Consider the following 21,869-nt stretch of genomic DNA (forward strand, 5'->3'; position numbering starts at 1 on the left):
ACGTTCCGAACCCATGAAAACCACACACGCATACGTCGCTCCCGCGATCGGCTCCACGCAGAGCAAGGTCAGCATGGAGGCCTGGGAGCAGAGCCTCGAACGCTACAACGAAGGCAAACACCTCGAAGCGTTCCACCTGCTGCTCGACCACCTCAATCCCGGATTCCGGGCCAAGTACGGCAATGCCGACGGCACGGAGTTCCACATCCCCCACGGCTCGATCCTGGTCAATATCCTCGTCCGCGACGGACGGCTGGAGGTCCATGCCGATTTCCTCCGTCTCCCCGAAAAGGGCCGCGTGGCCATGCTGCGCCAGGTCGCCGACCTGACACTCAACCGCCTGCTGCTGCCGCGCTTCCGCAAGGAGGGCGACCGCCTGCGCATGGAGTACGTCTGCCCGCTCGCGCAGAGCCATCCCCACAAAATCTACTTCGTGCTGCGCAACATCTGCCACGTCGGCGACCGCTACGACGACGAGTTCTGCACGAAGTTCGGCGCCGAACGCTGCTACGAGCCGCGCGTCACGCCCTACTCCGCCGAGGAGTGCGCCCGGATCGTCGAGGCCATCCGCGCCACCTGCCGCGAGACGCTCGACGCGGTGAAGGAGTACGACGCCGAACGCAAGTACGGATACTCGTGGAACGTGATCGACACGGCTTTCTACAAGATCAGCTACTTCGCGCAGCCGCAGGGACAACTGTCGAACGACCTGGACAAGGCGGTGGACGACATGGACCGGGAGCTGCCCGTGGCGGAGCTCGTCGCCAAAGGACGGGCCTTCCTCGAGAAGCTGCTCGCGACGCCCGGGGAACAGCTCGCCGCCGACCTCTACTTCGTCGATACGCTCGTCTCGACCAAGCGCCGTTCGTCGCTGGCCAACGTGCAGGAGAACATGAAGGACCTCTACCAGGAGGCCACCGAGGCGATCGAGGCGGAGAATTACGAACGCAGCGTGGTGCGCATCCTCTACAAGTTCTACGAAATGTACTTCTACAACGACGTGCAGGACGACATCAACACCGTCGTGGCCCGGGCGCTGAAACAGTCGGCCGGGAAACCGATGGAGGAGGCGTCGGAGATTCTCTACGCGGCGCTCGAAAAGCTCATGGACGACGATCTGGAAGAGGACGGGCCGGATTTCTTCTCCGGAGCCGCCGGCCTCGACGGCGGGACGGCGGAGGCCGCCGCGGAGCAGATCGCCCGGATGCAGCAGACGGCGGCGGAGATGCAGTCGCAGGTGGCCCGGATGCAGGCCGACATGCAGGCCGCCATGGCGCGCGGCGACATGGCCGAATACATGCGGCTGGCGATGGAGTTCCAGCAGAAGATGATGGAGCAGGCGCTCAAGGATCAGCAATAAACCGTCAAAAAACAGGCACATACCATGGAAAACAATATCTTTCAGTCGATCTTCAAGGTGACCCACTCGGGCGGGTCGGGCAGTTGCTTCTACCTCAAGTCGCGCGACCTGTTCGTCACCAACTACCACGTCGTCGAGGGTTACCGCACCGTGGCGATCCACGACAACGACCGCAACCCCTACCTGGCGCACGTGGTCGTGGTCAATCCGCTGCTGGACATCGCGCTGCTGGCCGCCGAGGGGGACTTCACGGCACTGCCCGAAATCCCGCTGGCCGACGACGAAACGGTCTCCGTAGGCCGCAAGATCTACGTCGCGGGATACCCCTACGGAATGCCCTTCACCATCACCGAAGGCTCCGTCTCCGCCCCCAGGCAGCTCATGGAGGGACAGTACTACCTCCAGACCGACGCCGCGGTGAACCCCGGCAATTCGGGCGGCCCGATGCTCAACGACCGCAACGAGGTGGTCGGCGTGACGGTCAGCAAGTTCACGCAGGCCGACAACATGGGCTTCGGTATCCGCGTGGAGACGCTGCGCAAGCTGCTCGACTCGCTCGGCGAGGTGGACCGCACGCAGTTCCAGGTGCAGTGCGGCAGTTGCGACGAGCTGATCGCCGAGGAGGAGGAGTTCTGCCCCTCGTGCGGCGACAAACTGCCCGAAGGGGCCTTCGACGAGCGCGAGGAGTCGCCCCTGTGCGGCTTCGTCGAGAGCGCCATCCGCGAAATGGGCATCGACCCCGTACTGGCGCGAGACGGCTACGACTCGTGGCTCTTCCACAAGGGCAGTTCGGAAATCCGCATCTTCGTTTACGACGGCGCCTACCTCTTCTCCACCTCGCCGATCAACCTGTTGCCCAAGAAGGAGGTGGAACCGGTGCTCGACTACATGCTCTCGGAGGATTTCGGTCCCTACAAACTCGGCATCGAAGGGCGGCAGATCTACATCGCCTACCGCATCCACCTGTCGGACATCACCGACGCCTCGGAGGAGGAGATCCGGCGCAACATCGTGAACCTCGCGCTGAAGGCCGACGAGATGGACAACATGATGGTCGAACGTTTCGGCTGCGAATTTTCGGAATACTCCAAAGCGGACGCCCGATGAAACGGCTAGCCGCGCTGCTGTTCGTCCTCCTGCTGCCGGGGCCGTTCCGCGCGGCCCCGCGACGGGCGACGCAGGCGGAATGCGTCCGGAGCGACGTGCGGAAGGCTCCGCCCGCGGAACGGAATCCCGACGCCCGGCGGGAACGGACGCCGGAGAGGGCGGAGCGCTACTCCTCGGAAAACTGGCCGACGGACGACGATGCCGCCGTGCAGCGGCGGCTCAGGCCCCTGCACCGCCCGCGCGTGGGATTCCGCATCGAACAGGCGGCGCACGCGGGCGATTCGCTGTGGATCGTCGTGCGCATCGCCGTCCCGCACGGAGCCATCCGCCGCGGTGAGTGTTTCGAGGCGTCCTTCCTTCTGCACACCGATCTGCGCGACCCGGATGCGGTCGGCACCGAGCTGAACCGGATCTCCCTCTGCGGCGGCAGGGGCGCTCCGCAGGAATCCCCCACCGACGGACAGGGACCGGCGGCGGAGTTCGAGACCCGGCGGCGGCAGGTCCGCCACCTCTACTACTCCTGCAAGCTGGCCTTCGACCCGCGGCTCGAAGAGCATCCCTTCGTCGGCATCGTCCCGTCGCTCGCCGGACGAGGCTGCCGGTTCGACTACCAGGAACTTTTGCTGCCGTTCGCCTGGCGCACCGGACCGCAGGAGTGGAAGGACGCCGAAGGGTTGCAGCAGCAGGAGCTGCTGGAGCATTCGCCCCGTTCCTATTGACATGAAAGGGCTGTTTCTGAGCATGACGCTGCTGCTCTGCCCGCCGCCGTACGGAAATGCGGAGGCAAGTGCGGCGACGGCATCGAAGGAAGCGTCCGATCCCCGCTTCCGTGCGGAGCTGGACACCCTCGGCGGCCTTCGTGCCGGAGTGGAGTACACGCTGCGCTACGAATGCACCGCACCCTGCGATTCGATCCGGCCGCCCTGTTTCCGGGAGCCGATCGAAACCGTCGGGGAGGCGACGCACTACCGCGGGACCCGCCTGGAGCTCATCGACGGCCGCCGGCGCAAATACACGACGCAGGGCCTCTCTCTCCGCATCCGGTTCACGCGGGAAGGAGTTGCCGAAGTGCCTTCCGCCACGACACGGATCGGCGGCCGGAAGTACGCGACCCCGGCGGTGCGCGTCCGTGTCGGACCGCCCCGGCAGGACTTGCGGGACATCCGCTGCCGCTTCGAGCTGCGTCCCGAACATCCGCAGGCGGGAAGCGAATTTACCGTCGCGCTCGTCTGCACGGCCCGGCCCGACAACGGCGATCCCGGAATCGCCGCCGACGGACTGACCTTCCGGCGGAGCGGATCCGGAGTGCAGACCGGAACGGACGCCCCCCGCTACGAATACACCTTCCGCGTCCGGGCCGAACGGGAGGGGCGATACACGATCCGGACCGCAGGTCTCCGCTTCGGCGGACGCGAATACGCCCTGAGCCGGGAGGTCCGGATCGGCCGGACCGGAGCCGACGCTCCCGACCCCGACAGCCCCGAATCCCGGGACGCCCGCCCCGCAACAGGCCGCGCCTCCGACCCGGAGCACCCGTTTTTTCTCCTTTTCGGAGGACTGCTGACGCTCATGGCGGCCGAATGGCTGGCCGTCAGGCAATTCGTCCGGCACGAATGCGACGAACCGCTGGCGGATTTCGTCCTCCGCACCGGCCGCCTGCCGCTGACCGCATGGCAGGCTTCGACCCATTACGGACTGCCGCTGGTCCTCGTCCTGCTGCCGGCGGTCATTCTCGCCATCGCCGGATTCACCGACGGATTCTCCCGCGCGACCTTCGCCGCCTTCCCGTGGAAACGGTGCGCCGCGCTGCCGCTCGCGCTGGCCGTCATCACGGCCCGCCGCCAGTACCGCAAGCTCCGCTGCACGCCGGTCCGCACACCGCTGAAGGCCGGGGATTTCGGCCCCCTGCTGGAGGAGCTGTGCCGGCTTCACGGGTGGGAACCGCTCCATTACGGCACGGATTGCTTCGTCGGACGCACGCACCCCGGATTCCCGATCCCTTCGTGGGGCGAACGGCTCTACGTCGTCTTCGGCAAAGGGGAGGTGCAGATCAACAGCATCAGCGATCCGGACGAGCGCACGGCGATCTCCTCCTTCGGCCGCAACCGCCGCAACATCCGCCTGATCCGGGAGGCCGTCGAACGCGCCCGGAAGGCATGACCCGGCGGCCGGCCGCCCCGGAAGCTACGCGGAGGCCGCCTCCGATCCCCGTTTCGGTCCGCCCGAGCGGAACTCCGTCGGGGAAATGCCCGTGTACTGCCTGAAATAGCGCCCGAAAAAGGACTGGTTCGGGAATCCGAGCGCATCGGCGATCTCCTTGACGCTCAGAGCGGGATCGGAAAGCATCTTTTTCGCCTCGGCGACGACCGTGGCCGTAATCCATCGCAGGGCGGAACGGCCCGTCTTCTCGCGCACGACCGTCGAGAAGTAGCGCGGCGTCAGACACTGCTGCCCGGCGTAGAAGGCCACTTCGCGGTGCACCCGGAAGTTCCGGTGGAGCGAGATGAGGAATTGCTGGAAAATCCGGTCCTTGCGCTCCTGCGGCAGCGGGCGGATCGGCCTGCTCGAGAAATAGGCCTGCATGATTTCGTAGCAGACCGCCTGCCCCAGCGCCGAGAGCAACTGCCGATAGACCGTATCGCCGTGCGCCGCAGCGGTATATTCGCCGGCCTCGGCCTCCCGGTTGCGGACGGCGGCGATCAGCTCCCCGATCCGGACCCGCTGCCTCCCGTCGAGCGAGATGCAGGGGTTTTCGAGGATGAAGACCTGGTTCCGCGCATTGGAGACCTGACTGATGACCGGAAGCACGAAATCGAAATCGGCCACTCCGACGACGCATTGCAGGTCGTCGCTTATTTCGTGGATATAAGTGTGCGAAAAGGGCGGATAGATGTAGATGTCCCCCGTCCGAATCTCATAGACGCGTTCGTTCAGGGCCAGGTCGATTCTCCCCCGCGTACAGTAAAGAAAGCCGTTCCGGTCGAGGTGCACCACCGGCCCGAAGGTTTCGATCGAGGCTTTGTCCATATCGAAAAGGCCGATGCCCGGAATATCCGACGGATTGATCATAGATTCGACATTTTGCACAAAATAACGAAGAATCCGGCTTCTTCCGATGCTTCGGAACAAACATTTTGACAAGAATCGAACAAATAGGACAACTCCCGCTCACTATCATACTTTCCGGGGTTGCCGCAACCCCGTACATTTGTAACCGAACAATACCGGAACTTATGAAAACGAGAATCGGACTTATCTGCGCCGCCGCGCTGCCCGCGCTCCTCCTGCAAGGATGCGCCCCGCACAGGGACGGCGACAACCGGCCGCCGGCCGTACAGGTCGATACGGCCGAAACGTACGGCTCCGGCCGTACGCTGGAGTTCCCCGGACGCGTGAAGGCCGCCGAGGAGGTAAACCTGGCTTTCCAGATCCCCGGCACGCTGCTGCGCGTCCACGCCGGACAGGGCACGTCCGTCCGGCAGGGAGAGCTGATCGCCGAACTCGACGAGAGGGACTACCGGCTCCGGCTCGAAGCCGTCGAGGCCGAATACGAAAGCATCCGCGCCGAGGCCGAGCGTGTCATCGCCCTCTACGCCGACAGCGTCGCCACGCCCGACGCCTACGACAAGGCGCGCTACGGGCTGCGGCAGATCGAAGCCAAATACGAAAGCTGCCGCAACCAGCTCGCCGACACGAAGATATATGCCCCGTTCGACGGTATCGTGCAGCGCCGGCTGTTCGATCCGCCGACGGTCGTCGCCGCGGGAATGCCCGTCGTCACGCTGCTCTCGGGTTCCGCACCCGAAATCGAGATCAACATCCCCGGCTCGGAATACGTCCGCCGCGGCGAATTCGCCGCATTCGAGGCGGCGTTCGACTTCTGGCCCGGACGGCGGATTCCGCTGCGGCTGCTGAGCGTCGCCCCCAAGGCCAACGCCAACCAGCTCTACACCGTCCGGCTGGGGATTCCCGCCGGAACGGACCCGATGCCCGCCCCGGGCATGAACACGATGGTCAGCGTCTCGTACCGTCCTGCGGACACCGGACGGACGAGCGTCCCGGCCACGGCACTCTTCCGCGAGGGGGACGCCTCCTGCGTCTGGGTCTTCGCAGCCGACAGCACCGTGCATCGCCGCGCGGTCGCCGTCGAGAGCCTGCACACCGACGGGCGGGCGGTCCTCTCGTCGGGACTCGACGCCGGGGAGCGGATCGTCTCCTCGGGCGTACACCGGCTGCATGAGGGGCAGAAAACCGCTCCGCTGCCCGCCGAATCGGAAACCAACGTGGGAGGACTGCTATGATCGACTTCGGAAAGTGGGCTTTCGCAAACAAGAAGCTCGTTTACTTCCTGCTCGCCGTGCTGCTGGCCGGCGGTGCGCTCGCGGCCTACGACATGCCCAAACTCGAGGACCCCGAGATCAAGGTCAAGATGGCGATGGTCGTGGCGACCTACCCCGGCGCCTCGGCGCACGAGGTCGAGATGGAGGTGACCGACCCGCTCGAAAAGAGCATCCGCGCGATCGGCGAGGTGGACAACGTATCCAGTTGGTCGTACAACGATCTGGCGCTGATCGAGGTGGAGCTGAAAAGCACGGTTCCCGACGCCGACGTAGAGCAGTCGTGGGACATGCTGCGCCGCAAGGTCGGCGACACGCGGACGCAACTGCCGCAGGGCGCTTCGGTGCAGGTGCAGGACGACTTCGGACTGGTCTACGGCATGCTCTACGCCCTGACGGGCGACGGACTGACCGAACGCCGGCTCTCGGACTACGCCGAACTCATCCGCCGCGAGATCGGCGATCTGGAGGGCGTGGCCCGCGTCACGGTTTACGGCGAACGGGAGGAGTGCATCGACATTTCGATGCTCCCGGAGAAGATGGCCACGCTCGGCGTCTCGCCGGCCGAGGTGCTGGCGACGCTCAACGGACAGAACGATACCTATTATACGGGCTATTACAACAACGGTCCCGACCGGATCCGGGTGACCGTCGCCGACAAGTTCCGGACCGTGGAGCAGATCGAACGCATGGTCATCCAGGGGCACGAAGACGACCAACTGCGGCTGGGCGACATCGCCGCCGTGGAGCACGGCTATGCGACACCCGTGCGCAACGCCATGACCTACGAGGGACAACGGGCGTTGGGCATCGCCGTCGCGGCCGCTTCGGGAACGGATATCGTCAAGGTCGGCGCCGAGGTCGAGCGGCGGCTGGCCGAACTGGAAGCCGAACGGTTCCCGGCCGGCATCGAGTGCCACAAGGTCTTCTTCCAGCCCGAACAGGTGACCGACGCGCTGACGACCTTTCTGGTGAACCTCGTCGAATCGGTGCTCATCGTCGTGGCGATCCTCATGCTCACGATGGGTTTCCGCAGCGGCATGATCATCGGCATCAGCCTGGTGATGATCGTCGTCGGTTCGTTCCTCATTCTGGGGCTCTTCGACGGCACGATGCAGCGCGTCTCGCTGGCGGCCTTCATCCTCGCCATGGGAATGCTCGTGGACAACGCCATCGTCATCGTGGACGGCATTCTGGTGGACCTCAAGCTGGGACGGCCGCGCCGCGAGGCGATGACCGCGATCGGCCGCAAGACGGCCATGCCGCTGCTGGGCGCGACGCTCATCGCCATCCTCTCTTTCCTGCCGATCTTTCTCTCGCCCGACACGGCGGGCGTCTATGTCCGCGACCTGTTCATCGTGCTGGCCGTCTCGCTGCTGCTGAGCTGGATACTGGCACTCGTGCACGTGCCGCTGATGGCCGACCGCTGGCTGAAGCAGCCCGCCGGCGCCGCACGGGGCGAACGCCTCTACGACGGCCGGATCTACGGCTGGCTGCGCTCCGCCCTCGGATTCGGCCTGCGCCACCGCATTTCGTCGATCCTGCTCGCGCTCGGGCTGGTCGCCCTGAGCGCCTGGGGCTACGGCTTCATGCGGCAGGGCTTCTTCCCCGACATGGTTTACGACCAGCTCTACATGGAGTACAAACTCCCCGAAGGAACGAACTCGACCCGCGTGGCCGAAGACCTGCACGAAATCGAGACGTGGCTAAAAACCCGCCCCGAGATCGGCGCGGTGACCGCCTCGATCGGCGGCACGCCGGCCCGTTACAACCTCGTGCGGAGCATCGCCACGCCGTCGCTGTCGTACGGCGAGCTGATTATCGACTTCGCCTCTCCGAAGGCGCTGGAGGAGAACATGGACGAGATACAGCGCATCCTGACGGACCGCTATCCGGACGCCTACGTGAAGCTCAAACGCTACAACATCATGTACAAGAAATACCCGATCGAGGCGCTCTTCACGGGGCCCGACCCGGCCGTGCTGCACGCGCTGGCCGACAGCGCCCGCCGGGTCATGGAGACCTCGCCCGAAGTGTGCCTCGTCACCTCGGACTGGGAACCGGCGCTGCCCGTGCTCGAAATCGACTACGACCAGTCGGCGGCACGGCGCGCGGGGCTGAGCCGCCAGGAGGTGGCCACCTCGATCCTTTCGGCGGCGGGCGGCATTCCCGTCGGGGCTTTCTACGACGGAACGCACAAGAATACGATCTACCTCAAATGCACCGATGCCGGGGGCGCTCCGGTGGACAATCTGGAGAACGTCCCCGTCTTCCCGATGCTCCCCTCGCTCGACGGACTGCTCGACGAGCAGACCCTCGTCAGGCTGAAAACGGGGACGATCGACCGCAGCGAACTGGTCGAATCGGTACTCGGCACCGTACCGCTCCGGCAGGTGAGCCGCGGCGTGGAGGTGGCCTGGGAGGACCCCGTCGTGCCGCGTTACAACGGCCAGCGCGCCCAGAAGGTGATGTGCTCGCCCGTCCCGGGAACCGAGACCGAAGCCGCACGCCGCGCCGTCGCCGAAAAGATCGACCGCATCCCCCTGCCGACGGGTTACGCCCTCGCGTGGCAGGGCGAGAAGGGAGCCAGCGACGAAACGATGCGTTACCTGTTCCGGAACGTGCCGCTGGGCATCGTACTGATGATTACGGTGCTGATCCTGCTCTTCGGCGACTACCGCAAGCCGCTCATCATTCTCTGCGGCATTCCGCTGCTGGCCATCGGCATCGTGGGGGCCATGCTCCTCACGGGCAAGACCTTCACCTTCTGCGCCATCGTCGGCGCATTGGGGCTCGTGGGCATGATGATGAAGAACTGCATCGTGCTGATGGACGAGATCGGCGAACAGATCGCCGCCGGGACCGATCCCGCGAAGGCACTCGTCAGCAGCTCCGAAAGCCGCCTGCGCCCCGTAATGATGGCCTCGCTGACGACCATTCTGGGCATGATCCCCCTGCTGGGCGACGCCATGTTCGGCTCGATGGCCGCGACGATCATGGGCGGACTGCTCTTCTCGACCTTCGCCACGCTCTTCTTCGTACCCGTGCTCTACGCCATGTTCTTCAAAATCCGGATCGACCGATGAAACGACTACCCATCATCCTCGCGGCACTGCTCTGCGGCGGCGCATACGCCCAGACCGAACCGCTCACCCTCGACGCCTGCCTGCGTCTGGCGCAGGAGAACAACAAGGCTCTCGCGGCGGCCGAACGGCAGGCGCAGGCGGCGCAGTTCGACCTGCGGAGCATGAAGGGAAACTTCTTTCCCTCGCTCTCGGCCGCGGGCGTCGGGCTTTACTCCACCTCGGACGGACGGCTCGACATCGCGGGCGGCTCGCTGCCCGTATTGGACAAAAACGGCGTACCCACGGGTAGCACGGCCTATTTCCCGGGACTCGGCCTCGATTACAGCCTGGGATGGATCTACGGCGGGGGCGTCACCCTCGAACAGCCGCTCTACATGGGCGGCAAGGTCCGCACGGGCTACCGCATGGCACGGATCGGCAGTTCGCTGGCCGCCGAAAACCGCCGCCTGACGGAAGCCGAAGTGATCGTCGAGACGTCGCGGGCCTACGCCGGCGTGGTGCGCGCACGGGAGATCCGCCGGGTGGCGGAAAGCTACCGCAGACTGCTCGCCGAACTGCTGCGCTCGGTGGAGAGTGCCCGCAGACACGGCATCCAGCCACAAAACGACGTGCTGAAGGTGCGCGTGAAGTTCAACGAGAGCGAACTGGACCTCCGCCGGGCCGAAAACGCCCTGAGGCTGGCGACGATGAACCTCTGCCATTACATCGGCTGTCCGCTCGGCACGCCTCTCGACGTGGCGGGCGACCTGCCCGAGCCTCCGGCGGCCGCGGCACCCGGGACCGGCGACATGACGGCGCGCCCCGAATACCGGATGCTCGCCGGGAAGAGCGACCTGGCCCGCGAACAGATGCGGCTGGCCCGCAGCGAACGGCTCCCGCAGATCGGGCTGGCAGGCAACTACGGCTACCTGCACGGACTCGAGGTGAACGGGCAGAACCTGCTGGGCAGTTGGGGATTCTCCGCCGGCATACGGCTTTCCGTGCCGATCTTCCATTTCGGAACCCGCTCGAACAGGTTCCGCTCGGCCCGGGCCAAATACGAGCAGGCGCAGGCCGAGCTGGAGAGCGGCGGCGAGCTGCTGGCGCTCGAAATGACGCAGGCGGCCAACAACCTCGACGAGGCGCTGCTCGAACGGCGCTTGGCCGACACCTCGATGGAGGCCGCCGAGGAGAACCTCCGCATGAGCCGCCGCCAGTACGAGGCCGGCCTGGAGACGCTTTCGGACTATCTCGAGGCACAGGCCGTGTGGCAGCAGGCGAGCCGCACGCAGGTCGAAGCGCGGATCGGCTCCTACCTCCGCTGGCTGGAGTACCGCAAGGCCGCGGGCCTTCTCGACTGAATCCCGCCCCGAAAAAAAATACGGTCCGCCCCTGCCGCAAATCGGTGCGGCAGGGGCGGATCCGCAGAACGGGAAAGCGGGGCGGAAGCCGCCCGCAGCGTTTACAGCATCGGAATCACGGTCACGTAGATCGCGGCGATGACGGCCGAGGTGATGACCCCCGTGACGTTGGCTCCAAGCGCGTCGGCCAGCACGAACGAAGACGGATTGTCGTGCGAGACGATCTTCTGCGCCACCTTGGCCGTCGTCGGGACGCAGCTCACGGCCGCGATGCCGATGACGGGGTTGAAGTTGCCCCGCTTGAAGAAATACACGGCATAGCCGCCCAAGATGCCGCCGATGCCCGAAATCAGCAGGGCGAGGATGCCCAGCACGAGCAGTTTGAGCACCGCGGGATCGAGCAGCGTGTGGGCGTCGCAGAGAATACCCAGCAGAATTCCCAGGAAGAAGGTCGAACCGTAGAGCATCGGCCCGCTGATGAAGTCGTTCACGTGCCTGAGCCCCGACTCCTTGATGACGATGCCGATGAAAAGCGAGAAGAAGAGCGGTGCGGCCACCGGAAAGAGCAGGCACAGGATGACGCACATCACGACGGCGAACGAAATCTTCGTCGCGGGACCGTACTGCTTAGGCGCTTTTTTGGGCGGCTTCATCCGGATGGCCCGCAGGCGCTTGGGAACCATCGCCCGCACCAGATAGGGATAGCCTCCGTAGGTAAGGCCCAGATAGAGGTAGGCGACGACGGTGATCGGCACGAAAATCTCCTTCGAGAGGTTGAGCGACGCGAAGAGCACCATCGGCCCGTCCGCTCCGCCCACCATGGCGATCGAGGCGCTGTCGCTGGGGCTCAGCCCCATGGCGTAGGCGATCGGCACGACGGCGAAGGTCCCCAGCTCGGCGCACAGCGCGAGGAACATGCTCTGCAACGGTTTGGCCAGCAGGAAATTGATGTCGAGCATCGTTCCGATGCCCATAAAGATCAGACAGGCTATCAGGCCGTTGCTGAAGGTGAAGGTATAGACCGGCTGCAAGAAGTCGATCTGCAGGATGTTCATCAGCGCGTCGGTGTCCGTGACCATCGGATCGAGAAAGAGGTTTCCCGGCGTGCCGCCGGGAAAGATCAGCACGCCGGCGTTCACGGCGGCCATGCCCAGCCCCATGGGAATCATCACCAGCGGTTCGAGAACGCCCCTGCGGCCCAGATAGACCAGCAGGATGCCGAGCAGGATCAGTCCGATGCGCGCGTACATGATCGCCGGATCGGACTGCAACAGGGTCGAGATGCCCTGGAATATGTTGTTCAGATCGAATTTTTCCATGACTGAAAAAGCGTGATTTAACGGTTTGCATATCCCCGTTCAGGAGTTTCGGGGTTGCCGAAATGATACTCCGTCAGGCCGTTCATGCCGTGAATCGACTCTTCCTCCGTCGCAGGGTCCATCGGCATTTCGCGCACAGAACGCTCGTCGCCCACGAAGGAACGGATGTAGCGGTAGGAGTGTGCGACCTCCATACGGTAGGCCCGTCCCCAGATCCGGCTCCGCCGGACCAGCGAGGGCAGGTCCTCGCCATTCAGGTAGGAGAAGAACAGCGTCATCAGTTTCAGCACATAGGCGAACGCCACCCCCACGACGAACGTGAAGCCCATCATCAGCAGCGTCTCCCGGATAATATAAGTCAGTGTCATCTTACGGATTTTTTCGAATGGTTGTTGCCCGGCCGCCCGCCGCACCGCCGGACGGGTCCCCGCCCGGAAACGGGACGGAGCACGCCGTCTCCGGAGCGCGTGCGGAAGGCCGGAATCGCCCCGCACGCAGGCCGGAGCGGCCCGTGCGGAGACGTCGGAAAGCCCCTACGGCGTCCGGTCATGCCGGAACCCGCACGGGAAAACGGATCGGAAAGGAAAAAGGCTAAATCCGCAGGATGCCGAAACGAAGGTAATCGGAACGATGGGACACGACGGCGCCGCGCCCGGCGAAGAGGCGTACGGCCGCACTACAGGGGCGGCGGCCCGGCTCCATGCAGAACGACGGGAGCCCGAAAGCCTCCGGCGCTTCGCCGCCGGTCCGCTGACGCGTCTCGGGACTTTTGCGCAGCGCGCGCGTCGAAGGCGCGGGAACGGAGGTCCGGACCGCCTCCGCGGCCAAATCGCCCGGAAATCCGGAAGCGTCGAAACAGTACTGCGAGAACGAACGCCGGGTATCTGCCGCCGCAGTTCCGGCGGAGCCCTGCTTCAGCAGGGCCGCCGAGCAGGCGGCCAGCACGACAAAGAGTATGCGCAGCGACGTTCTCATCTTCCGGAAATCTCTTCTGGCAAAATTAGGACAAATCCGAGAAAAGAGCAAGTCCGCAGACGGATTTCGGCCGTCGTCCGGCCCGATTTCACCCGAATAGCCCTATCTTTGCGACGGATTGCGAACGGACCGATGAGAAAACGCCTGCTCCATACGCTGCTGGGCATCCTGCTGCTGGCGGGAGGAACGGTCCTGTCCGGCAATAAGGCCGCGGCAGGAGGACCTTCCGTCCGCACGGAGCTCCGCATCCCGGCGGAAGAGGACCGTGAGGCGGCAACGGTCCGCGAAACGTGCGGCGCACCGCGGTGCGGACTGGCCGCCGCGGCCGAAACCGTCCCGCCTCCGTCCCGGATACGCACCCTTCCCGGATTCCGGAATCCGCTTCTCCCGGCGCTACGCCCCGGCATCGCCCCCCGGAACGCCGCATCCGGACAGTTCCGCGGAAAACGCGGAAACGGAACGGGGCCGGCCCCGAAACCTCCGCGGTATTACATCTATACCCTGGAGCGTATCCGGATTTAGCCTCCGGACCCTCCCGCCGCCGGAATCCGACCGGAATCCGGTGCGGCACACCCCGTCCCGCCGGCGCCCGGCGGGTCTTCCGTACTCATTCACGCAAACAATACCCGAAACATGGATTTTCTGCTGGATTTCATCCTACATATCGACCAATACCTGCTCCGCATCGTCCAGGAGTACCATTTGTGGACTTACGCCATCCTCTTCGCCGTCATCTTCTGCGAGACCGGACTGGTCGTCACGCCGTTCCTGCCCGGCGACTCGCTGCTGTTCGTGGCGGGCGCCATCGCGGCGCAGCCCGGAACATCGGTGAACGCACACCTGCTCGCCGCCATCCTCTTCGCCGCGGCCGTCGCGGGCGACTCCTGCAATTACACGATCGGCCGATTCTTCGGCCGAAAACTCTTCGCCGACCCAAACTCCCGGATTTTCAAACGGAGCCATCTGGACAAGACGCACGCATTTTACCGGAAATACGGCGGCAAGACCATCGTCCTCGCCCGCTTCGTCCCCATCGTGCGCACGTTCGCGCCGTTCGTCGCCGGAATGGGACGGATGCACTACACGCGCTTCATGGCCTTCAACCTGCTCGGAGGCGCGGCGTGGATCGCGCTGTTCTGCTACGCCGGGTATCTCTTCGGGGACCTGCCTTTCGTGCAGCAGAACCTCAGGCTGCTGATCGTCGCGATCGTTTTCGTCTCCCTGTTGCCGGCCGTCGCGGAGGTGGTCCGGAGCAGGCGCCGGACCCGCAACGCCTGACGGAATACCCCGCCGCAGATTACTGCGGCGGGGTATTTTCAGACCACCGGCTCCGGCAGCGTCCCGCGGGGGAGAGCCGATCGTTCCGGCTTTCCGCACAGGGATGCCGCCGAAGCGGATTCCGGGCCATCAGACGGACGTTCCGTCCACGATCCGCACCTGCGTCAATGGCTTGTATTCCAGATCGGCGTATTCGAAGGCCTGCATCGCCACGAACCGGTCGTCGGGCGAACGGTACATGGAAACCGTCACGGCCGGAACGCGGGCCTGCGGTTTCCCGAGGAGCTCCCGGAAACCGCCCTCCTCGACGCACCGCGCCACGGCGGTCTTCTCGTAAATCTCGAAAAACAGCTCCTCGTAGCGCAGGTAACAGCGTCCCGCGGGATAATAGGGATTACCGGCGCTGAAGAGGCGAGCGAAAAGCACGGCCACTCCCGCCAGCAGCAGCGAGGCCCCGACGAAGACGATCGCGGAACGCAGGTCGTTCGACAGGTCGGCCCTGAAAGAGCGGTTCAGAATCAGCAGAGCGATACCTGCGGCGACGAGCAGAACAGGCATCAGAAAGGATTTGCGGCGGCGTATCACAACCGCTCCGGGCAAGGCGTACATCGCCTCGCAGATTTTCGTTTTATCCATTTTATGACATTATTTGACGTTTCGTGTTTCGGGAAAAGACGGGAAAGGCACGAATCGCTAAATAATGAGCCGGCACAGGCGGAAAACGTAGAAATCCGCGACCGACGGTCCGGCGAAGGAGTCGCGGAACGGGAAAGTGAAGGCGGAACGGAGGACGCCGGGACACTTGCCGCACGGAACGCCCTCCCGCAGGAGAGCCGCACGGCCGGCCGACGCCGGCCCTTCGCGCTGCACGAGGCGGACGACCGGGCAGGTCTCCGTCTCGCGGAGGGTGCGGAGCCGGTTCAGATCCGAGTTGCCGATGCGCTCCAGCCTCCACTGGTCCGCGCACCCGGCATCGACCGAGAACTCGGCCACGGGGCTTTCATGCAGCGCGGACGCATCCGCTCCGCCCTCCGAAAAGAAGAGCCAGCAAGCCGCGAAGGCAAAGAACAGCAACAGCGACTTTCGCATCCGAATCGGTTTTCCGTTCCGCAAAGATACGTTTTTTTTCGCGTCGGTACGCACTGCGCGCCGGGAAAATCCGGACAGCGGAGACGGCGTTCCCCGTCCAGCGGCGCATCCGACCGGCCCGCGCCGCGGCGAAGGCACGAAAAAACGTCCCTGCCGCAGCCGTTGCGGCAGGGACGGAAGCCTCGTTCCCGGGCGTTGCTGAGAACGTCTCCGGCGCATCGGAAGCCGGACCGGCGGCAGCTACTCCCCGGACAGGGCGTGGCGGTAGCCGTCGATCTTGTTCCAGTCTCCGCGCGTGAAGTCCGGAACGGCGACGGGAGCGCTGTTGTGGTCGAGCGACATGGCCGTAAGCGCGCCGATGCACGACCACTCGGCCGCGTCGTACACGTCCTGATCCAGCGGCAGGCCGTTGCGCAGGCAGTAGATCAGCCGGTAGTCCATGATGAAGTCCATGCCGCCGTGGCCGCCGACCTCGCGGGCCTTATCCTCGATGTCCCTGACGATCGGATCCTTGTACTGCTCCATCAGCGCGGCCTTCGCCTCTTCGGGAATGAAGGAGTGCTCGCTCAGGTTCTCGTGGTCGGGCACACCGCTCCCGGCCAGTTGTCCGGCACGGAACGCATAGCCCTCGACGGGGTATTTGTTGGCGAAGCCCTCGGTTCCCGTAAGCTGGTACATGCGGCTGTACGGACGCGGCGTGTAAACGTTGTGCTGCAAGTGGATCGTGCGACCCTTCTCGGTCTTGATGAGCGTCAGCGTGTGGTCTCCGTTGGCGAAGGTATCGACGCCCATCTTCTCCCGGGCGGCCTTCAGGCCGTTCACCGACTTGGTGTCCATCGCCACCAGGTAGTTCATCTTGTCGCCGCGGTGGATGCCGAGCAGTTGGCAGGCGGGACCCAGACCGTGCGTGGCGTAAACGTCGCCGCGGTGCTTCTGGTCGAAGTCCAGACGCCAGTTGCCCTGGTAGTAGTCCCAGAACTCGTCGAGGTTGTGGATGTAGGAGCCCTCGACATGCAGAATCTCGCCGAAAAGCCCGTGGCGCGCCATGTTGAGCGTCGTCAGCTCGAAAAAGTCATAGACGCAGTTCTCGAGCATCATGCAGTGGCGCTGGTACTTCTCGGCGGTGTTCACCAACTGCCAGCACTCCTCGAGCGACTGCGCGGCGGGCACTTCGACGGCCACGTGCTTGCCGTGCTCCATGGCGTACACGGCCATCGGCACGTGCTTGAGCCACGGCGTGGCGATATACACCAGGTCGATGTCGTCGCGCTCGCAGAGCTGTTTCCAGCCCTCCTCGCCGCTGTACGACGCCGCCTCGGGGAAGCCGCGCTTCGAGAGAATCCCCTGCGCGCTCTCCACCCGCTCGGGATAGAGGTCGCAGAGCGCCTTGATCTCCACGCCGTCGAGGTGCGTGAACCGTTCCACGGCCCCCGGACCGCGCATACCCAGCCCGATAAAGCCCACGCGGACCGTCTCCATGGGCGCCGTGCGCAGCCCGAGCACCGACTTCTGGCCCGGTTCGCGTTCGGGCGTGTCGAACACGATCACGCCGTCCACCCGCTTCCAGCCCTCCTCTCCGCCGCCGCAGGCCGAGAAGAGCAGACCGGCGAAGGCGCATAGCAAAACGGAAAATTTCTTCATGTCATCAGGGATTTTTTAGTTTCACACAAAAATAGGAAATATTTTTGAAATCTAAGCCCGTTTGACTACTTTTGCCTCACGTAAAAACGTAAAATCACACACGGCCTTCCCATGTCTCGAAAACTCGCGGCGGCAACTCTCTCGGCTCTCCTGCTCTCGACGGGCTGGCTGGGCATGACGGGACTGACGCTGCTCGTCGGATTCGTCCCCCTGCTGTGGATCAGCGGCTCGTACGACGGCTCGCGCCGCTCGTGGCGGGGCATGTTCGGCTGGGCGACGCTGACGTTCGTCCTGTGGAACGCGCTGACCATCTGGTGGATATGGAACGCCACGCCCGTCGGGCCGTTCGCCGCGACGCTGGCTTCGACGACCCTCAACATGATCGCCTTCATGTTGTTCCACACCGTTTCGAAAAAAGCCCCCGCGGCGCTGGCCTACACCACGCTCGCCGCGGCGTGGATCGCCACCGAATACTGGTACACGACCGGCGAGTTCTCGTGGCCGTGGCTCGTGCTGGGCAACGGTTTCTCGCACGAGGTCTGGGCCGTGCAGTGGTACGAATACACGGGCGTCTTCGGCGGATCGCTGTGGGTGCTGGCGAGCAATATGGCCGTCTTCGAGGCGCTCCGGCGGCGCACGCTGCGGCGCAGTCTCGCGGCGGCGGCCGTCGTCGTCCTGCCGCTGGCCGCCTCGCTGGCGATCCGGTGCGGATGGAAGCAGCCCGACGAAGGGACGGTCCGCGTCAGCATCGTCCAGCCCAACGTCGATTGCTACGACAAATTCCACGGCGACGCGGAACGCCAGCAGCGCAACATCGCGGAGCTGCTGCACGAGGTTCCCGCCGGGGCGCAGTTCATCCTGCTGCCCGAAACCGCCGTACCGGAACACTACTGGGAGCCGTCACTCTCCGACGCGCCCGGCGGGCGGACGCCCGGCGCATTCTGGCTGGAGCTGACCGACTCGCTCCGCACGGCGCATCCCGAAGCGATGCTCGTCACCGGGGCCAACACGCTGCGGCGCTACGAGGCCGGGGCGCAGACCCCCACGGCACGCTACAACCGGCTGGACGGCAGCTACTACGACATCTTCAACACGGCCGTGGGAATCGACTCCGCGGGACGTGTCAGCCTCCACCACAAGGGACGGCTGGTGATCGGCGTGGAGAACACCCCGACGTGGGTGTTCGACGTGCTGAAGTTCCTCGTCATCGACCTGGGGGGCACGCTGGGCCAGATCGGCATGGGCCAGCACGGCACGGCGTTCGGGCACGCCGGGGCGACGGTCGGCCCGGCGATCTGCTACGAAGGGCTCTACGGCGACTTCTGCGGCGACTTCGTCCGGCGCGGCGCACAGTTCCTGGCCATCATCTCCAACGACGGCTGGTGGGGCGACACGCCCGGCTACAAACACCTCTTCTCGATCTCGCGCCTGCGGGCCATCGAGCACCGCCGCGCCATCGCCCGCTCGGCCAACACCGGACGGTCGGGCTTCATCTCGGCGCGCGGCGACGTGGGGCAGACGCTGGGCTGGGAACAGCGCGGCGTCATCACGGCCGACGTGCCGCTCTCGTCGCAGGAGACCTTCTACACCCGCTACGGCGACTACATCGCCCGCATCGCGGAATACGTGCTGCTGCTCTGCATGCTCTATTTCGTCGCCTACCGCGTCAAACGCCGAAACTACCTCGTCAAATAACACCGTACACCATGAATTACACCCAAACCCTCGAATTCCTCTTCTCGTCGCTGCCCGCCTTCGAAACCCAGGGAGCGACGGCCTACAAGCCGGGATTGGAGCGCATCGCCGCATTCTGCCGCCACCTGGGCAATCCGCAGCGCAACTTCTTCACCATCCATATCGCGGGAACCAACGGCAAGGGCTCCGTGGCGCACATCATCGCCTCGGTGCTCCAGCAGGCCGGCTACCGCACGGGGCTCTTCACCTCGCCCCACTTGCAGGACTTCCGCGAACGGATCCGCGTGGACGGCGAGATGATTCCCAAGCAGAAGGTGGTGAACTTCGTGGACAAGCACCGCGAAAAGATGGTCGATCTGGAGCTGTCGTTCTTCGAAATGACCGCGGCGATGGCCTTCGACTACTTCGCGCAGAGCGACGTCGAGGTGGCCGTGATCGAAACAGGACTCGGGGGACGGCTCGACGCCACGAACATCGTCGTCCCGATCCTGAGCATCATCACCAACATCGGGCTGGAGCACACCGCGCTGCTGGGCGACACGCTGCAAAAGATCGCCGCCGAGAAGGCCGGCATCGTCAAGAAGAGCATCCCGGTTCTCATCGGCGAGGCAGACGAACGCTACGACGGCGTGATCGAGCAGGCCGCCGCCGCGAACAAGTCGAAGGTGATCTACGCCGAACGGGAGTTCCGCTGCGAGAGCTGCACCGAGCGGGGAGACCGGCAGTCGTTCAGCCTGCGCCGCACGCGCGACGACCGGACTTTCGACGTGGAACTGGACCTGCGGGGCATCTACCAGAGCCGCAACGTCGTGACGGCCTCGGCCGCCATCGACTTCCTGCACGAAGAGACGCCGCTGACGATCTCGCGCCGCGCCTACCTCGAGGGAATGCGCGACGCCGCGGCCCACACGTCGCTGCACGGCCGCTGGCAGAAGATCGGCGATGCGCCCCTCACGGTATGCGACACGGGACACAACGCCCACGGCATCGCCTATGTGGCCCGGCAACTGAAGGCCACGCCCTGCAAACGGCTCTTCTGCGTCATGGGATTCGTCCGCGACAAGGACCTGGCGCACATCCTGCCGCTGCTGCCGCACGAGGCGCACTATATCTTCACGCAGGCGCACTCCGACCGCGCCATGACCGCCGGGGAGCTGACCGCGAAGGCCGCGATCTACGGACTGCGGGGCGAGGCCGTCGCCGACGTCCCGGCCGCAGTGGCCCGGGCCCGCGAGCTGGCCGGCGCGGAGGACATGATCTTCATCGGCGGCAGCACCTACGTGGTGGGCGAGGCGCTGTAAGAAATCCGCGCAAGCACATCGGCATCGGGAGCTTCCCGGACACCGGGGTTTCGCGTGGCCGTACGCTCCCGGCCGGACAGTCCGCATCGGATCATCGTCCGAGGGTGCGAGGGATCGCCAAGACGCCCTGCGACTGTTCGGAGAACAGCGAACGGGCTATGCCCGTCTCGAGCCCCCGCAGTTCGGCGAGGCCTCGCAAGCGTCCGACATACGAATAGCCGGGATTGCCCTTTTTCTTCAAGTCGTCTCCCATTTGGTGTCCGTGGTCGGGACGCACCGGAATCGAGACCTTGTACCGTTGTTCGACCTCCAGAAGGGCTTTCATCATCTCGTACATATCCGTATCGCCCTCCAGATGGTCCGTCTCGACGAAGTTTCCGTCGGCATCGCGCCGTGTGTTGCGCAGATGCACGAAGCGGACCCGATCGCCGAACTCACGCATCATGGCGGGAAGATCGTTGTCCGCACGCACGCCGAACGATCCCGTACAGAGACACAAACCGTTCGAAGAGCAGGGCACCTCGGAGACGAGCCGCCGGAAATCGGAGGCCGTAGAGAGTATCCGCGGAAGCCCCAGAATCGGGAACGGAGGGTCGTCGGGATGAATGGCCAGCACGACCCCCGCCTCGTCGGCTGCCGGAGCGACCTCCCCGAGGAAAAGGATCAGATGCCGCCGCAACTGCTCCGCGTCGATGTCGCGGTAACGGTCCAACGCCTCCTGGAACTGCCGCAAGGTGAAACTCTCCTCCGAACCGGGAAGTCCGGCGATCATGTTGCGCACCAACCGGTTCTTTTCGGTTGCGGACATCCGTTCGAACCGCCGGCGGGCGCGTGCCTTCGCCTCGTCGTCGTATTCAACCCCGGCTCCGGGACGCTTCAGAACGAAGAGATCGAATGCGACATAGGCGTCGCGCTCGAAACGCAGGGCCCGGGAACCGTCGGGCATGGCAAAGGAGAGGTCGGTGCGGGTCCAGTCGAGCACCGGCATGAAATTGTAAGTCACGCAACGGATACCGCAGGCGGCCAAGTTGCGCAAGGTCTGTTTGTAGTTCTCCGTATAGCGACGGAAATCGCCCGTACGAGTCTTGATCTGCTCATGGACGGGAACGCTCTCCACGACGCTCCACACGAGTCCTGCTTCGGCGATGAGCCGTTTGCGACGCCTGATCTCCCCGACCGGCCACACCTCGCCGTTGGGTATGTGGTGCAGCGCATGCACGACGTCGGTGGCGCCCGCCTGACGGATATCCCGCAAACCGACCGGATCATCGGGCCCGTACCAGCGCCAGGATTGTTTGCACAAATACATGTTCGTTCGTTTTAGAATCAATCGTCGTCCAG

18 protein-coding genes are annotated in these 21,869 nt (G+C 64.8%); 10 read left to right on the forward strand and 8 right to left on the reverse strand.

Annotated elements, in window-relative coordinates; translation table 11 throughout:
* Window positions 1–13 precede the first annotated feature (13 nt).
* From FME97_RS05160 to FME97_RS05175, 4 genes are read left to right on the forward strand one after another with little or no spacing between them, the layout of a single operon-like run.
* A complete protein-coding gene (locus tag FME97_RS05160; protein WP_141428191.1) occupies window positions 14–1,360 on the forward strand; it encodes a phasin family protein in 1,347 nt (448 codons plus the stop codon).
* A gap of 24 nt (window positions 1,361–1,384) precedes the next feature.
* Window positions 1,385–2,467 carry a trypsin-like peptidase domain-containing protein gene (locus tag FME97_RS05165; protein ID WP_141428192.1) on the forward strand — a complete coding sequence of 361 codons (1,083 nt, stop codon included), beginning with the start codon at window positions 1,385–1,387 and terminating at the stop codon, window positions 2,465–2,467.
* Window positions 2,464–3,186, forward strand: coding sequence for a hypothetical protein (locus tag FME97_RS05170; RefSeq protein ID WP_141428193.1), 723 nt, complete (start codon window positions 2,464–2,466; stop codon window positions 3,184–3,186). The genes FME97_RS05165 and FME97_RS05170 overlap by 4 nt, the downstream gene beginning before the upstream one ends.
* Window position 3,187: 1 nt before the next feature.
* Entirely contained in the window at window positions 3,188–4,627 is a 1,440-nt protein-coding gene (locus FME97_RS05175; RefSeq protein WP_141428194.1) for a protein BatD, read from the forward strand.
* Between the two features lie 24 nt (window positions 4,628–4,651).
* On the opposite strand, the gene FME97_RS05180 is transcribed toward FME97_RS05175, so the two are convergent.
* On the reverse strand, window positions 4,652–5,536 hold the full coding sequence (locus FME97_RS05180; RefSeq protein WP_141428195.1) for an AraC family transcriptional regulator: 885 nt from the start codon (window positions 5,534–5,536) through the stop codon (window positions 4,652–4,654).
* Window positions 5,537–5,700: 164 nt separating this feature from the next.
* Here FME97_RS05180 and FME97_RS05185 point away from each other — a divergent pair, with 164 nt between their 5' ends.
* From FME97_RS05185 to FME97_RS05195, 3 genes are read left to right on the forward strand one after another with little or no spacing between them, the layout of a single operon-like run.
* A complete protein-coding gene (locus tag FME97_RS05185) occupies window positions 5,701–6,768 on the forward strand; it encodes an efflux RND transporter periplasmic adaptor subunit (RefSeq protein ID WP_141428196.1) in 1,068 nt (355 codons plus the stop codon).
* Complete coding sequence (locus FME97_RS05190; protein ID WP_141428197.1) at window positions 6,765–9,890, forward strand: efflux RND transporter permease subunit; 3,126 nt, start codon at window positions 6,765–6,767, stop codon at window positions 9,888–9,890. Before FME97_RS05185 ends, FME97_RS05190 begins: the two co-directional genes overlap by 4 nt.
* A complete protein-coding gene (locus tag FME97_RS05195) occupies window positions 9,887–11,230 on the forward strand; it encodes a TolC family protein (RefSeq protein ID WP_141428198.1) in 1,344 nt (447 codons plus the stop codon). Before FME97_RS05190 ends, FME97_RS05195 begins: the two co-directional genes overlap by 4 nt.
* A 101-nt stretch (window positions 11,231–11,331) precedes the next feature.
* Here the strand turns inward: FME97_RS05195 and FME97_RS05200 are convergent, their stop codons facing one another.
* From FME97_RS05200 to FME97_RS05210, 3 genes are all read right to left on the reverse strand, one after another.
* A complete protein-coding gene (locus tag FME97_RS05200) occupies window positions 11,332–12,549 on the reverse strand; it encodes a sodium ion-translocating decarboxylase subunit beta (RefSeq protein WP_141428199.1) in 1,218 nt (405 codons plus the stop codon).
* A gap of 17 nt (window positions 12,550–12,566) precedes the next feature.
* The gene (locus FME97_RS12455; RefSeq protein WP_179954827.1) at window positions 12,567–12,917 is read right to left on the reverse strand and encodes a hypothetical protein; all 351 of its coding nucleotides are present in this window, start codon (window positions 12,915–12,917) and stop codon (window positions 12,567–12,569) included.
* Between the two features lie 223 nt (window positions 12,918–13,140).
* Window positions 13,141–13,524, reverse strand: a complete 384-nt coding sequence (locus FME97_RS05210) for a hypothetical protein (RefSeq protein WP_141428200.1) — start codon at window positions 13,522–13,524, stop codon at window positions 13,141–13,143.
* A gap of 633 nt (window positions 13,525–14,157) precedes the next feature.
* On the opposite strand from FME97_RS05210, the gene FME97_RS05215 reads away from it, so the two are divergent.
* On the forward strand, window positions 14,158–14,802 hold the full coding sequence (locus tag FME97_RS05215) for a DedA family protein (RefSeq protein ID WP_141428201.1): 645 nt from the start codon (window positions 14,158–14,160) through the stop codon (window positions 14,800–14,802).
* 129 nt (window positions 14,803–14,931) lie between these two features.
* On the opposite strand, the gene FME97_RS05220 is transcribed toward FME97_RS05215, so the two are convergent.
* The 3 genes from FME97_RS05220 to FME97_RS05230 form a co-directional block, all read right to left on the reverse strand.
* Window positions 14,932–15,438, reverse strand: a complete 507-nt coding sequence (locus FME97_RS05220) for a hypothetical protein (RefSeq protein ID WP_232522939.1) — start codon at window positions 15,436–15,438, stop codon at window positions 14,932–14,934.
* Window positions 15,439–15,495: 57 nt separating this feature from the next.
* A complete protein-coding gene (locus FME97_RS05225) occupies window positions 15,496–15,891 on the reverse strand; it encodes a hypothetical protein (protein WP_141428202.1) in 396 nt (131 codons plus the stop codon).
* A 240-nt stretch (window positions 15,892–16,131) separates the two neighbouring features.
* Window positions 16,132–17,532 carry a Gfo/Idh/MocA family protein gene (locus FME97_RS05230; protein WP_141428203.1) on the reverse strand — a complete coding sequence of 467 codons (1,401 nt, stop codon included), beginning with the start codon at window positions 17,530–17,532 and terminating at the stop codon, window positions 16,132–16,134.
* A 111-nt stretch (window positions 17,533–17,643) separates the two neighbouring features.
* Here FME97_RS05230 and lnt point away from each other — a divergent pair, with 111 nt between their 5' ends.
* Together lnt and FME97_RS05240 are read left to right on the forward strand one after the other, a co-directional pair.
* Window positions 17,644–19,227, forward strand: a complete 1,584-nt coding sequence (lnt, locus tag FME97_RS05235) for an apolipoprotein N-acyltransferase (RefSeq protein ID WP_141428204.1) — start codon at window positions 17,644–17,646, stop codon at window positions 19,225–19,227.
* Window positions 19,228–19,238: 11 nt separating this feature from the next.
* On the forward strand, window positions 19,239–20,528 hold the full coding sequence (locus FME97_RS05240; RefSeq protein WP_141428205.1) for a bifunctional folylpolyglutamate synthase/dihydrofolate synthase: 1,290 nt from the start codon (window positions 19,239–19,241) through the stop codon (window positions 20,526–20,528).
* Between the two features lie 91 nt (window positions 20,529–20,619).
* Here the strand turns inward: FME97_RS05240 and uxuA are convergent, their stop codons facing one another.
* The gene (uxuA, locus tag FME97_RS05245; protein ID WP_141428206.1) at window positions 20,620–21,837 is read right to left on the reverse strand and encodes a mannonate dehydratase; all 1,218 of its coding nucleotides are present in this window, start codon (window positions 21,835–21,837) and stop codon (window positions 20,620–20,622) included.
* Window positions 21,838–21,869 lie beyond the last annotated feature (32 nt).

This window comes from Alistipes dispar (assembly GCF_006542685.1).
GTDB classification, from domain to species: domain Bacteria; phylum Bacteroidota; class Bacteroidia; order Bacteroidales; family Rikenellaceae; genus Alistipes; species Alistipes dispar.